The organism is Streptomyces sp. NPDC059255, from assembly GCF_042752355.1.
GTDB lineage: Bacteria > Actinomycetota > Actinomycetes > Streptomycetales > Streptomycetaceae > Streptomyces.
Window position 1 is genome coordinate 105,564 of record NZ_JBHYZP010000003.1, and the last position, 13,097, is coordinate 118,660.

General features: G+C 73.4%; 10 protein-coding genes. 7 read left to right on the forward strand and 3 right to left on the reverse strand.

Going from position 1 to position 13,097, the window contains the following annotated elements; genetic code table 11:
* Positions 1 to 179: 179 nt before the first annotated feature.
* From pdhA to ACFXKG_RS06115, 7 genes are all read left to right on the forward strand, one after another.
* The gene (gene pdhA, locus ACFXKG_RS06085) at positions 180 to 1,361 is read left to right on the forward strand and encodes a pyruvate dehydrogenase (acetyl-transferring) E1 component subunit alpha (protein ID WP_384833088.1); all 1,182 of its coding nucleotides are present in this window, start codon (positions 180 to 182) and stop codon (positions 1,359 to 1,361) included.
* Positions 1,358 to 2,383, forward strand: coding sequence for an alpha-ketoacid dehydrogenase subunit beta (locus ACFXKG_RS06090; protein ID WP_384833091.1), 1,026 nt, complete (start codon positions 1,358 to 1,360; stop codon positions 2,381 to 2,383). The genes pdhA and ACFXKG_RS06090 overlap by 4 nt, the downstream gene beginning before the upstream one ends.
* Entirely contained in the window at positions 2,383 to 3,885 is a 1,503-nt protein-coding gene (locus ACFXKG_RS06095) for a dihydrolipoamide acetyltransferase family protein (RefSeq protein WP_384833094.1), read from the forward strand. The genes ACFXKG_RS06090 and ACFXKG_RS06095 overlap by 1 nt, the downstream gene beginning before the upstream one ends.
* Before the next feature lie 69 nt (positions 3,886 to 3,954).
* Positions 3,955 to 4,830: an NTP transferase domain-containing protein gene (locus ACFXKG_RS06100; protein ID WP_384833098.1), complete on the forward strand. Its 876-nt coding sequence runs from the start codon at positions 3,955 to 3,957 to the stop codon at positions 4,828 to 4,830.
* On the forward strand, positions 4,827 to 6,224 hold the full coding sequence (locus ACFXKG_RS06105) for a molybdopterin molybdotransferase MoeA (RefSeq protein ID WP_384833101.1): 1,398 nt from the start codon (positions 4,827 to 4,829) through the stop codon (positions 6,222 to 6,224). The genes ACFXKG_RS06100 and ACFXKG_RS06105 overlap by 4 nt, the downstream gene beginning before the upstream one ends.
* A 20-nt stretch (positions 6,225 to 6,244) precedes the next feature.
* Complete coding sequence (locus ACFXKG_RS06110) at positions 6,245 to 7,300, forward strand: potassium channel family protein (RefSeq protein ID WP_384833104.1); 1,056 nt, start codon at positions 6,245 to 6,247, stop codon at positions 7,298 to 7,300.
* Between the two features lie 41 nt (positions 7,301 to 7,341).
* Complete coding sequence (locus ACFXKG_RS06115) at positions 7,342 to 8,322, forward strand: NAD(P)H-quinone oxidoreductase (RefSeq protein WP_384833107.1); 981 nt, start codon at positions 7,342 to 7,344, stop codon at positions 8,320 to 8,322.
* Between the two features lie 182 nt (positions 8,323 to 8,504).
* Here the strand turns inward: ACFXKG_RS06115 and ACFXKG_RS06120 are convergent, their stop codons facing one another.
* From ACFXKG_RS06120 to ACFXKG_RS06130, 3 genes are all read right to left on the reverse strand, one after another.
* Positions 8,505 to 9,047: a bacterial proteasome activator family protein gene (locus ACFXKG_RS06120; RefSeq protein ID WP_365807639.1), complete on the reverse strand. Its 543-nt coding sequence runs from the start codon at positions 9,045 to 9,047 to the stop codon at positions 8,505 to 8,507.
* 113 nt (positions 9,048 to 9,160) lie between these two features.
* Positions 9,161 to 12,004, reverse strand: a complete 2,844-nt coding sequence (locus ACFXKG_RS06125) for an ABC transporter permease (RefSeq protein ID WP_384833110.1) — start codon at positions 12,002 to 12,004, stop codon at positions 9,161 to 9,163.
* A complete protein-coding gene (locus tag ACFXKG_RS06130) occupies positions 12,001 to 12,819 on the reverse strand; it encodes an ABC transporter ATP-binding protein (RefSeq protein ID WP_384833113.1) in 819 nt (272 codons plus the stop codon). The genes ACFXKG_RS06125 and ACFXKG_RS06130 overlap by 4 nt, the downstream gene beginning before the upstream one ends.
* Positions 12,820 to 13,097: the final 278 nt, after the last annotated feature.

Here is a 13,097-nt window from a genome sequence, read left to right on the forward strand (position 1 = left end):
TGCCCGCGATGGACGGCCTGCGTCCATCCCAGGCTGTGGAGAACCGTTTGTCCACAGGCTGGAGGCGTGTGTAGCCAAAATGGCCTGACGACCGAACAATCGGTAGGGAGGAGGCGCCGCGATCCGGCGTCCGCCCGCTCGCCCGACGAGCCCGTTCGCCCCGACGAGGAGGTGCACGCGTGAAGAAGAGCAGCACGCCGGTCCAGGAACTGCCCGCCGCCGCGGCCCGTCCACCCGCCCCGCCACCGGCCTGGCAGCCGCGGACCGACCCCGCACCGCTGCTCCCCGACCCCGAGCCGTACCGCGTGCTGGGGACGGACGCCGCGGCGGGGGCCGACCCCGCGCTGCTGCTGCGGCTCTACGCCGAGCTGGTCCGCGGCCGCAGGTACAACGCGCAGGCCACGGCCCTGACCAAGCAGGGCAGGCTCGCCGTCTATCCGTCGAGCACCGGCCAGGAGGCGTGCCAGGTCGCCGCCGCCCTCGCCCTGCGCGAGCAGGACTGGCTCTTCCCCAGCTACCGCGACACCCTCGCCGCCGTGGCGCGCGGGCTCGACCCCGTCCAGGCCCTGACGCTGCTGCGCGGCGACTGGCACACCGGCTACGACCCGCACGAACACCGGATCGCCCCGCTCTCCACGCCGCTCGCCACCCAGCTTCCGCACGCCGTCGGGCTGGCCCACGCGGCCCGGCTCCGGGGGGACGACGTCGTCGCGCTCGCCCTGGTCGGCGACGGCGGCACCAGCGAGGGGGACTTCCACGAAGCGCTGAACTTCGCCGCCGTATGGCGCGCTCCGGTCGTCTTCCTCGTCCAGAACAACGGCTTCGCGATCTCCGTACCGCTCGCCAAGCAGTCCGCCGCGCCCTCCCTGGCCCACAAGGCCGTCGGGTACGGCATGCCGGGGCGGCTGGTCGACGGGAACGACGCGGTCGCGGTGCACGCGGTGCTCGGGGAGGCGCTGGCGCGCGCCCGGCGCGGCGACGGCCCCACGCTGGTCGAGGCGGTGACGTACCGCATCGACGCCCATACGAACGCGGACGACGCGACGCGCTACCGCGGGCGGGAGGAGGTGGAGACCTGGCGCGCACACGACCCGGTGCGGCTCCTGGAGCGCGAGCTGACGGGGCGCGGGGTGCTCGACGAGGACGGCGTCAGGGAAGTTGCCGCCTCCGCCGAGGCGATGGCGGCGCGGCTGCGCGACCGGATGAACGCGGATCCGGTGCTGGACCCCATGGATCTGTTCGCGCACGTCTACGCGGAGCGGACGCCGCAACTGCGCGAGCAGGAGGACCAGCTCCGCGCCGAGCTGGCGGCCGCCGCCGAGCCGGCCGGGGGCTCCGAAGGGTCCGGTGATCCGCGATGACCGACACGCTCACCGAGAAGGCGGCCGTCGCGGCGAAGCCCGCCACGATGGCGCTGGCGCTCCAGCGCGCGCTGCGCGACGCGATGGCCGAGGATCCCTCGGTCCATGTCCTCGGGGAGGACGTGGGCACGCTCGGCGGGGTCTTCCGGATCACCGACGGGCTCGCGGCCGAGTTCGGGGACGAGCGCTGCACGGACACGCCGCTCGCCGAGGCGGGCATCCTGGGGACGGCCGTCGGGATGGCGATGTACGGGCTGCGGCCGGTGGTGGAGATGCAGTTCGACGCCTTCGCCTATCCGTCGTTCGAGCAGCTCGTCAGCCATGTGGCGCGGATGCGCAACCGCACGCGCGGCGCGCTGCCGCTGCCGATCACGGTGCGGGTGCCGTACGGCGGCGGGATCGGCGGGGTCGAGCACCACAGCGACTCCTCCGAGGCGTACTACATGGCCACGCCCGGCCTCCATGTCGTCACACCCGCGACGGTCGAGGACGCGTACGGGCTGCTGCGGGCGGCCATCGCCTCCGACGACCCGGTGGTCTTCCTGGAGCCGAAGCGGCTCTACTGGTCGAAGGCCGCGTGGTTGCCGGAGGCGCCGGCCGAGGTCGCGCCGATCGGGCGGGCCGTCGTCCGGCGCCGGGGCTCCAGCGCCACGTTGCTCACGTACGGCCCCTCGGTTCCGGTCTGTCTTGAGGCGGCGGAAGCGGCCCGTGCCGAGGGCTGGGACCTGGAGGTCGTCGACCTGCGCTCGCTGGTGCCGTTCGACGACGGGACGGTGGCGGAATCCGTGCGCCGTACGGGCCGGGCGGTCGTCGTCCACGAGTCCACGGGCTTCGGCGGGCCGGGCGGGGAGATCGCCGCGCGGGTCACCGAGCGCTGCTTCCACCACCTGGAGGCGCCGGTGCTGCGGGTGGCCGGATTCGACATTCCCTATCCGCCGCCCATGCTGGAGAGGCACCATCTTCCGGGAGTGGACCGGGTGCTGGACGCGGTTGCGCGGCTCCAGTGGGAGACGGAGAGCTGATGGCGCAGGTGCTGGAATTCAAACTGCCTGACCTCGGTGAAGGGCTGACCGAGGCGGAGATCGTCCGCTGGCTGGTGTCGGTGGGGGATGTTGTCGCCGTCGATCAGCCGGTCGTCGAGGTCGAGACGGCCAAGGCGATGGTCGAGGTGCCCTGCCCCTACGGCGGTGTGGTGACGGCGCGCTACGGCGAGGAGGGCACGGAGCTGCCCGTCGGGGCGCCGCTGCTGACCGTCGCGGTGGGTGCCTCGGCCCCGGCCGGTGCGTCCACGCCCGCTCCCGCCGCTCCGGCTCCGGTGGCCGATTCCGCGCCTACGCGCACGCCGGCGCAGGACCCCGCACCGTCCCGGGAGGGCGCGTCGGGGAATGTGCTCGTCGGGTACGGCACGGGCGCACCGGTGGCCCGCAGGCGCCGGGTCCGGCCGCCCGTCAACGGGGCCCGTACGGCTCCGTCCGCCGTCCCGGACGGCGGGGCGGCGGGCGCACCCGGGCCGGTACCCGGGCCGGTCGCCGTGGTCTCACCCCTGGTGCGCAGGCTCGCCCGTGAGCACGGCCTCGATCTGCGGACGCTCACGGGCTCGGGCCGGGACGGACTGATCCTGCGGTGCGACGTCGAGCGGGCGATACGGGAAGGCGTTCCCGCGGCGCAGGCCCAGGGGACCACCGCGGCCACCACTCCCACGGCGGCCACCGCCTCCACGGTGGGCACGGCCTTTCCGGCGGCGCCGCGGCACCTCGCGCCGGACCGGCCCGCGGGGGCCCGGCCCGGTGGGCCGGCCACGACCGCCGGAACGCAGGTTTCCACGGCGCGGTCCGGGGCGACGCGGGTGCCGCTGCGGGGCGTACGGGGCGCGGTCGCGGAGAAGCTCACCCGCAGCCGGCACGAGATCCCGGACGCCACCTGCTGGGTCGACGCGGACGCCACGGAGCTGCTGGCCGCCCGGGCGGCGATGAACGCGGCGGACGGGCCCAAGGTCTCGCTGATCGCGCTGTTCGCCAGGATCTGCACGGCGGCCCTCGCCCGCCACCCCGAGCTGAACTCCACCGTGGACACGGCGGCCCGGGAGATCATGCTGCTGCCCGAGGTGCATCTCGGCTTCGCCGCACAGACCGACCGCGGGCTGGTCGTCCCCGTCGTACGGGACGCGCACACCCGCTCCGCGGAGTCACTGAGCGCCGAGTTCGCCCGGCTCACGGAGGCGGGCCGGTCCGGCGCGCTGACGCCGCGGGATCTGACCGGCGGCACCTTCACCCTCAACAACTACGGGGTGTTCGGGGTCGACGGCTCCACCCCGATCATCAACCACCCCGAGGCGGCGATGCTCGGCATCGGGCGGATCGCGGCCAAACCCTGGGTCCACCAAGGGGAGCTGGCGGTGCGTCAGGTCGTCCAGCTCTCGCTCACCTTCGACCACCGGGTCTGCGACGGCGGTACGGCGGGCGGCTTCCTGCGCTACGTGGCGGACTGCGTCGAGCAGCCGGCGGTGCTGCTGCGCGCCTTGTGAGGAGGGCGAGTTCGAAGAACGGGCACCCTCGCGTGCTCCGTACCGGCGATCACGGCACATAATGCAGCCATGACCGCGTATGACGCCATCGTGCTCGCCGGAGGCGCCGCCAGACGGCTCGGCGGGGTCGACAAACCCGGTGTACGGGTCGGCGGCCGGGCGCTGCTCGACCGGGTGCTCGCCGCCTGCGACGGGGCCGCCGACACCGTGGTCGTGGGCGGCCGGCGGCCGACGGCACGGCCGGTGCGCTGGGCCCGCGAGGAGCCGCCGGGCGGCGGACCGCTCGCCGCGCTCGACGCCGGGGTCCGCGGCGTCCGCCCCGATACGGAGACGGTGCTCGTCCTCTCCGCGGATCTGCCGTTCCTCTCCCGGCCCACGGTGCGCCGGCTGGTCGGGGCGCTCACCACGAGCGGCGCGGAGGGGGCCCTGCTCACCGACGCCGACGGCCGGGACCAGCCGCTGGTCGCGGCGTACCGCGCCGAACCGCTGCGCCGCGAGATCGCCCTGCTCCGTACCGAGTACGGCAGCCTCGCCGGGCTGCCGCTGCGGCTGCTCGCGCAGGAACTCGAACTCGCCCGGGTCGACGCGGGGCCCCTCGACTCCTTCGACTGTGACACCTGGGAGGACATCTCCACGGCCCGGGCCAGGATCAGGGAGCATGGGACCGTGCTGGACGAATGGATCACCGCAGTCAAGGACGAACTCGGCATCGAGCTGGACGTCGACATCTCCGTCCTCCTCGACCTCGCCCGCGACGCCGCGCACGGCGTCGCCCGGCCCGCCGCCCCGCTGACGACCTTCCTGGTCGGCTACGCGGCGGGCCGGGCCGGGGGAGACGGTCCCGAAGCCGTCGCGGAAGCGGCCCGCAAGGCCGAGGCACTGGCCCTGCGCTGGGCGGCCGAGGCGGAGCCGGGGACCGGGTCCGAGGGAGCCGACGCCGGATGACCGCCCATGACCGGGAGGTCGACGGGATCGATGGGATCGACGACGTGCTGGCGCTGGTCGGCCGGGGGCCGGTCGGCGCGGGCGGTGCCCACGCCGGTGGCGGCGCCGCGTCCGGGCGGCACCGCGCCGTCGCGTGGCCCGACGCCCGCGCGCTCGCGGCCCGCTCCGGGCGTCCGGCACGGGCCGGGGATCCGCCGGCCCGCTCCCGCCGGGCCCCCCTCGACCAGGCCCTGGGGCTCGCGCTCGCCGAGCCGCTGACCGCACTCACCGACCTGCCCTCGTTCGACACCTCCGCCATGGACGGCTGGGCGGTCGCCGGGCCGGGCCCCTGGTCCGTGCGGAGCGGCGGCAGCGCCGGCGACAACGACCGTGCCGACGCCGTCGCGGGCGACCGCGGCGCCGGCCTGCTCGCCGGGCACGCCACGACGGCGCGCCTCCCCGACGGTTCGGCCGTACGGATCGCCACCGGCGCCCGTATCCCCCCTGACGCGACCGCCGTGATCCGCAGGGAACACGCCCGTACCGACGGTGCCGGACAGCTCCATGCCCAGCGCCCGGTGACCCAGGGCCAGGACATCCGGCCGCGCGGCCAGGAGTGCCGTTCCGGCGAGCGCCTGCTGCCGGCCGGGTTCGTCATCACCCCCGCCGTGCTGGGGCTCGCGGCGGCGGCCGGATACGACGAGCTGCCCACCGTCCCGCGCCCCCGCGTCGAGGTGCTGGTCCTCGGCGACGAGCTGCTCGCCGAAGGTCTCCCCCGCGACGGACTGATCCGCGATGCCCTCGGCCCGCTGATCGCGCCCTGGCTCCGCGCCCTCGGCGCCGAGGTCATCGCCACCCGCCGGCTCGGCGACGACGCCGAGGCCCTGCGCCGCGCCGTCTCCGAGTCCACGGCGGATCTCGTCGTCACCACGGGCGGCACGGCGGCGGGACCGGTCGACCATGTCCATACGGTGCTGCGGCAGACGGGCGCCGAACTGCTGGTGGACGGGGTGGCCGTACGCCCCGGCCACCCCATGGTGCTGGCCCGGCGGGCCCCCGAGAAGCTGTTCATCGGGCTGCCGGGCAACCCGCTCGCCGCGGTCTCCGGGCTGCTGACGCTCGCCGAGCCCGTGCTGTGCGCGCTGGCGGGACGGGCGAGCCGGACGCCGTACCACGTACCGGTGAGAGACGCGGTGCACGGACATCCGTCCGACACCAGGCTCGTCCCCTTCGTCCACCGGGACGAGGGGCTCGTACCGTTGCGATTCAACGGACCGGCCATGCTGCGCGGTATCGCCGCCGCGGACGGGCTCGCGGTGGTGAAGCCCGGTGGCGCGCGGCCGGGCGACGATCTGGAAGTGCTCGACCTGCCGTGGAACGCCACGGCATCGGTCGACGGAGGGTGTTTCACGTGAAACTTCCCGGCCAGGATGCGATGGCCAGGCGCGCGGACGAGCATGTGGTCGCCGCACGGGTGAAGCTGCCGCGCCGTACGGCCGTACGGCCGCTGCTCCAGGTCAGCCGACGGCTGCTGATGGCGCTGTTCGTCCTCGCGCTGACGGTCTTCATCGTCTACATCGACAAGGAGGGCTACCACGACAACGCGGACGACTCCGTCGACTTCCTCGACGCCGTCTACTACGCGACCGTCACGCTCTCCACCACGGGGTACGGCGACATCGTCCCGTACAGCGACAGCGCGCGGCTGGTGAATGTCCTGCTCGTGACCCCGCTGCGGGTCCTCTTTCTCATCATTCTGGTCGGAACCACTCTTGAGGTCCTCACGGAGCGCACCCGGGAGGAGTGGCGGCTGAACCGCTGGAGGTCCAACTTGCGCGACCACACCGTCATCGTCGGCTACGGAACCAAGGGGCGCTCGGCGATACAGACCCTCTGCGCCACGGGTCTGAAGAAGGAACAGATCGTCATCGTCGACCCGTCGAACAAGGTGATCGAGGCGGCCAACGCCGAGGGGTTCGTCGGCGTCGTCGGCGACGCGACCCGCAGCGATGTGCTGCTGCGGGCCGAACTCCAGCGCGCCCGCCAGATCGTGATCGCCACTCAGCGCGACGACACGGCGGTGCTGGTGGCCCTCACCGCCCGGCAGCTCAACCGGGGCGCGAAGATCGTCGCCGCGGTGCGCGAGGAGGAGAACGCGCCGCTGCTGCGGCAGTCCGGCGCGGACGCCGTGATCACCAGCGCGAGCGCGGCGGGCCGACTGCTCGGGCTCTCCGTGCTCAGCCCCAGCGCCGGCACGGTGATGGAGGACCTGATCCAGCAGGGCAGCGGCCTCGACCTCATAGAACGCCCGGTGATAAAGGCCGAGGTGGGGCGGAGCGTACGGGAGACGGACGACCTGGTGGTGAGCGTGCTGCGCGGGCACCGGCTCCTGGGGTACGACGACCCGGCCGCGAGCCCGCTCCAGCTCACGGACCGGCTGATCACCATCGTCCGGGCCACGAGCCCCGCGGAGTCCGGCCTGAGCGACTGACCCGGCCTCTCCGCGGGACCCGCAGGAGTAGCCTCGCGGCCATGCATGCGATCACGATTCCGGAACCCGGTGGCCCCGACGCGCTCGTATGGGCCGAGGTGCCCGATCCCGTACCCGGTGAGGGCGAGGTGCTCGTCGAGGTGGCGGCGAGCGCCGTCAATCGCGCCGATCTGTTGCAGCGCCAGGGCTTCTACGATCCCCCGCCCGGCGCCTCCCCCTACCCCGGCCTGGAGTGCGCGGGCCGGATCACGGCGCTGGGGCCCGGCGTCGCGGGGTGGGCCGTCGGGGACGAGGTGTGCGCGCTGCTGGCCGGCGGCGGCTACGCCGAGCGGGTCGCCGTACCGTCGGGGCAGCTCCTGCCCGTGCCGGAAGGGCTGGACCTGGCCACCGCCGCGGCGCTGCCCGAGGTCACCACGACGGTCTGGTCCAACGTCTTCATGATTTCCCATCTGCGACCGGGCGAGACGGTCCTCCTGCACGGCGGCGCCAGTGGGATCGGCACGATGGCGATCCAGCTCGCCAAGGCCGTGGGCGCGCGGGTCGCCGTCACGGCGGGCGGACCCGACAAGCTGGCGCGCTGCGCCGAGCTGGGGGCGGACATCCTGATCGACTACCGCGAGCAGGACTTCGTCGAGGAGATCCGCAAGGCCACGGACGGCGCGGGAGCGGACGTCATCCTCGACATCGTCGGCGCGAAGTACCTGGAGCGGAACGTGAAGGCGCTGGCCGTGAACGGCCGGCTCGCGGTGATCGGTCTCCAGGGCGGCGCGAAGGGCGAACTCAATCTCGGCGCCCTGCTGAGCAAGCGCGCCGCCGTCACCGCGACCTCGCTGCGCGCCCGCCCCCTGGCGGAGAAGGCGTCCATCGTGGCGGCCGTACGGGAGCACGTCTGGCCGCTGATCGCGGCCGGACAGGTCCGGCCGATCGTGGACCGGACGTTCCCGATGGAGCAGGCCGCCGACGCGCACCGTGCGCTGGAGAGCGGCACGCACATCGGAAAGGTGCTGCTCCTCACCTCCTGAGGCGCCCGGTCCCCGCCGGTCCTCAGGGCTCGCCGCAGTCCCCGGGCCCTTGCGCGCACGCGGCTGTGGTCCGGCGCACGGCACACGCGCCGGACCACAGCCGGTCCACATCCGGACCACACTCACGCCACAGGCCGCGGCCAGCTGGCGAAGGCTTTACGCCCGGCCGGCCGCCGAGGGCTTTACAGGTACGGGCCCGAGCGGATCGCGCCATGGCCCGGCTCGCCCTCTTCCTCCGGGACGGAACCGGGCGGCAGAGCGCGCCGCATCGATTCCAGCTGGGCCCTGGCCGCCATCTGCTGGGCGAACAGCGCCGTCTGGATCCCGTGGAAGAGCCCTTCCAGCCACCCCACCAGCTGGGCCTGCGCGATGCGCAGCTCCGCCTCGGAGGGGATCGCCTCGTCGGTGAAGGGGAGCGAGAGCCGCTCCAGCTCCTCCACCAGTTCGGGGGCGAGCCCGTCCTCCAGCTCCTTCACGGAGCCGGCGTGGATCTCCTTGAGGCGTACCCGGCTCGCCTCGTCCAGGGGAGCCGCCCGCACCTCCTCCAGAAGCTGCTTGATCATGCTGCCGATGCGCATGACCTTCGCGGGCTGTTCCACCATCTCCGTCACCGGGATCTCACGCGCCTCGGCGTCGGCCCCGCCGCCGCCGAGCGCCATCCCGTCCTGTCCGACCACCAGGACATGGGGGCTCTCCTGCGACCGTTCGTTCCTCGGCATCTCCATGCCGCCCATTGTCTCGCACAAGTGCGTCATCACGCGGCGTGCCCCCGTACGAAGACGATCCGGCTTTCCGACGGTCCGTCTTTCGTACGGGGGCACGGTGCAGAGCGGGTACGTTACGTCGCGGCCCTGCGGCCCAGCGTGCGGTGCGAGCGGGTGACCAGCGCCGCCAGGACCGCCGCGCCCAGCGGGACGGCGATCAGCAGGGCGCCGAGCGTGCCCCACGGGACGACGATGGGCACGTACGGCTCGGCCATCTGGCCGCCCTGGTCCAGTGCCTCCTGATACCACTTGTCCTGCGCGCGCTCCTCGGTCAGGCGCAGCCCGATGGCGGGCAGCACGCCGGCCGCGGAGCCGAGGACGACCCCCATCACCGCCACCACCCCGCACTGGAAGCCGCTGAGCGTCCTGCGGACCCGCGCCGGGGCGCCGACGGCCGCGAGCGTCTTCAGATCGGCCTCGGCATCGGCCTGGGCGAGCCCGGTGGCGATACCGGCGGCGCCGATGGTGACCAGACCGGCGAAGACGGTCAGTGCCAGCAGCACGATGTCGGTCTCGCCGACGTAGCCCTGTTCGATCCTGAGGCTGACCTCGGAGCCGGTCTTGTTGATCTCACCGTCCAGCTTCTGCTGCTGGGCGCTGGTCGGCAGGGAGGTGGTCGAGTAGTACGCGCCGAGCGGGGCGGTGCCGACACCCGCGGCCTTCGCGGTGGCCGGGGTCATGAGCATGGACAGGCCGTACGCGGTGGTGTCCTCGGGGGTCTGGTGCACCGGGAACGACTTGATCTCGCCCGGCGGCTCCTTGTCCTGCTCGATCGCCTTGTCCGCGGCCTCGATGTCGGTGATCAGACGGATGTCGATCTTGCCGTCCTTGTTGACGTTCCGCTTGTCGAACGAGACGACCTTGCCCTCCGCGAGCGCCTTCTCGGCGGCCGGGTCCTTGATGCCGAGGACCTTCAGCACATTGGCATCGCCGACCAGCACACCACGCTCGACTTCGGTGAAGACGTCGTCCTGCCGGCAGCGCCAGTCCTTGCCGAGCTTGCGGCGCTCGGCCGTGGTGAACTCCGTCTCCGCGTCGTCCGCCTCCCACAGCGGGCACTGGTTGGCCTCGGGCACGATGACATCGAACTGCCCGCAGCCCTCATCGGCGCTGTACATCGAGCAACTGGGCTTGCCGACGTTGATGCGCTCCACTTCGGCCCGGACATCGACGGGCAGGCTCTGCTGGACCGCCTGGCGCACGGCGGGTACGTCCCGGCCGCCGCCCTCGGTGACCATGACCGAGACCGCGCCGTGCGGCAGATTGGGCACGTAACTGGCCTCGTTCTGCGCGTCGTTGCTCGCGGTGTACGTGGAGACGGCGACGGTGCCCGCGATGGCGGCCAGCACGGCGGCCACGGCGGGGGCCGTGCGCCCCCGGTTGCGTACGGAGTCCCGCAGCGCCAGCCGCGGCGAGAGCGGCAGCCAGCGGCCGATCCGGCCGAACAGCCCCACCAGGGCCGGGGTCAGCGCGACCACGCCCAGTTCGGCGATGGCGCTGCCACCCGCGACGATGATGAACTGATCGGTCATCAGCGACCCGTACAGCGCGATCGCGGCGCCGATCGCGACCGCGATCAGTCCCACGACCGGCAGCACCCTGCTGGACTTGCGGACGCCGCGGCGTCCGGTGAGCGAGGCCAGGACGGTCTGCCGGGAGGCGGTGACGGCCGGGACGATCGCGGCGAGCAGACCGGTCAGCACGGCGAGCAGCGCGATACCGCCCAGCTCCAGCGGCCGGATGTCGAAGCTGCCGAATCGCGCGCCCATGTAGTCCTCAAGGACGGGCTGCAGGGCGAAGGTCAGGCCGATGGCGAGAACCGTACCGACGACCGCCGCGGCGACACCGATCACCAGACCGCCGCCGAGAACGATGGCCCTGACGTGGTGCCGGTCGCCGCCGTTGGCCCCGACCAGGCCGAGCTGGCGGCGCGAGCGCCGGGCCCCCACCGCGAAGGCGGGGCCCGCCAGCAGACAGATCTCCAGCATCGCGAGTCCGACGACGGTGCCGACCGCGGCCAGCTCGGCGGTCTGGGCGACGGTGCTCTCGTCGTAGTCGAGCCAGCCCTTCTTCTGGTACAGCGGGATGTCGGCGCGGGCCGGCGGATCCAGGGCCACGGCGCGCGAGGCGACCAGGACACCCTTGGTGTTGATCTCCTGGACCATGTTCCACGTGAAACCACCGGAGCCGGCCAGCTTGACCAGATACGTGGTGTCGGGCTGTGTACCGGGCAGCTCGGCGGCCTTCAGCGCTTTGTCGAGGGGGGCGAGCAGCGCGCCGGGGAGCGCGTTGACCTCGTCCGAGTCCAGCGAGTCCGGCAGCTCGTACGAGCCGACGATCCGGTACTCGGCGTCCAGCCCGCGGGCGGTCAGCTTCGAACCGACCCGCAGTCCGCTCGCCTCCAGGAAGTGCGTGGTCGCCGCGACCTCGCCGCTCTTCTCCGGGAACCGGCCCTCACCGAGGCGCATGATCCCCCGGGCCATCGGGTCCGCGGCCTTCAGCTCACGGATCTGGGTGTTCAGCAGTCCGTGCGTGGTGCGGAGCCTCCCGGAGCCCGTGGAGTCCGCCAGGACGGCGGCGCCCGCCGGGATGGCCTTCTTGATGTCGGTGGGGCCGTCGGGGTACGGATTCTCGTCGAAATCCCCCTTCGGCTGGTAGGCCTCGCCCGCGGGGTCCTGCATGAGGGGCTGGCCGGCGAGTTCGGGATCGGAGAACCGGGCGTCGGCGTCGCCGAGTCTCCGGTCCATCGCCTCGGCGGGGGAGAGCTCCGAGCTGCGTATGGTCAGGTCGATGGCGCCCACGCCGAGGATGGGCAGCGCGATCATGGCCAGGACGAGAAAGCTGCGTCCCTTGTTGCGCACGGCGTCGCGGCGGGCGATACGGAGCGCGGCCCGCCAGGAGTGGTACCAGGTCTTCACAGCTCGGCCGCCTGGCCGGAGAGGAGCGAGTCCGCGTCGCTGCGCAGGGTCTGGTCGACGACGGCGCCGTCCCGCAGGAAGACCACCCGGTCCGCCCAGGCGGCGAAGCGCGGCTCGTGGGTGACCAGGATGCCGGCGGCGCCCGCGTCGCAGCGGGCACGGAGCAGGGCGAGCACGGCTTCGCCGGTCTCGGAGTCGAGGGCGCCGGTCGGTTCGTCCGCGAGGACGAGGCGCCGGTCGCCGACGAGCGCGCGGCCGAGGGCGATGCGCTGCTGCTGGCCGCCGGACATCTCGTCGGGGAAGCGGTCGGCGAGCTGTTCGAGGTTCATTTCCGCGAGGGCGGCGAGCGCCTCGACGCGGGCCTTGCGCGCGGAGACGCCGTCCAGCTCGCGGGGGAGCGCGATGTTCTCGGCGGCCGTCAGGGCGGGGATGAGGTTGTAGTCCTGGAAGACATAGCCGACGCTGCGGCGGCGCAGGGCCGCGAGCTTCTTGCGGTCGGCGGTGGTGATGTCGGTCCCCTCGATGAACACCCGGCCGGAGGTGGGGAGGTCGAGACCGCCCGCGATCGTCAGCAGGGTGGACTTGCCGGAGCCCGACGGGCCCATGACGGCGACGAGTTCACCGGGGTAGACATCGAGGTTCACCCCGCGCAGGGCGTGCACCTCGGTGGCGCCGCTGCCGTGGACGCGGGTGAGCTCCTGGAGCTGGAGGACGGGGCTCTGCGCGCCGCCGGACCGGGACGGGGGGACCGGGGGTGAGCTGGGTTGCTGCTGTGCCTTCTGGGACTGGTGGTGCTGCTGTGACTTTCCGGGCATGAGATCCCCCTATGGGATGTCCACGGTGGCGGTACAAGCGGTCTGTGTGCTGCGTAAGTGAGTGGGTGCTTCTGCACGGGTGCGTGTGTGTGGGTGCGGGCGCAGGTGCAGGGCGTGTGTGCGTACGAGTGAGGACGAGGGCGTACGAGTGACGAGTGGGGTGGTGCGCGCCGGGCGCGTGGCGCGGTCGCGGTGTCCGGCCGGGAGCCGGCCGGGCGGCGGAGCCTCGGCGGGGGGGGCCCGCCCCCGGGGCCCGACCCCCCCCCCCCACCCCCCAC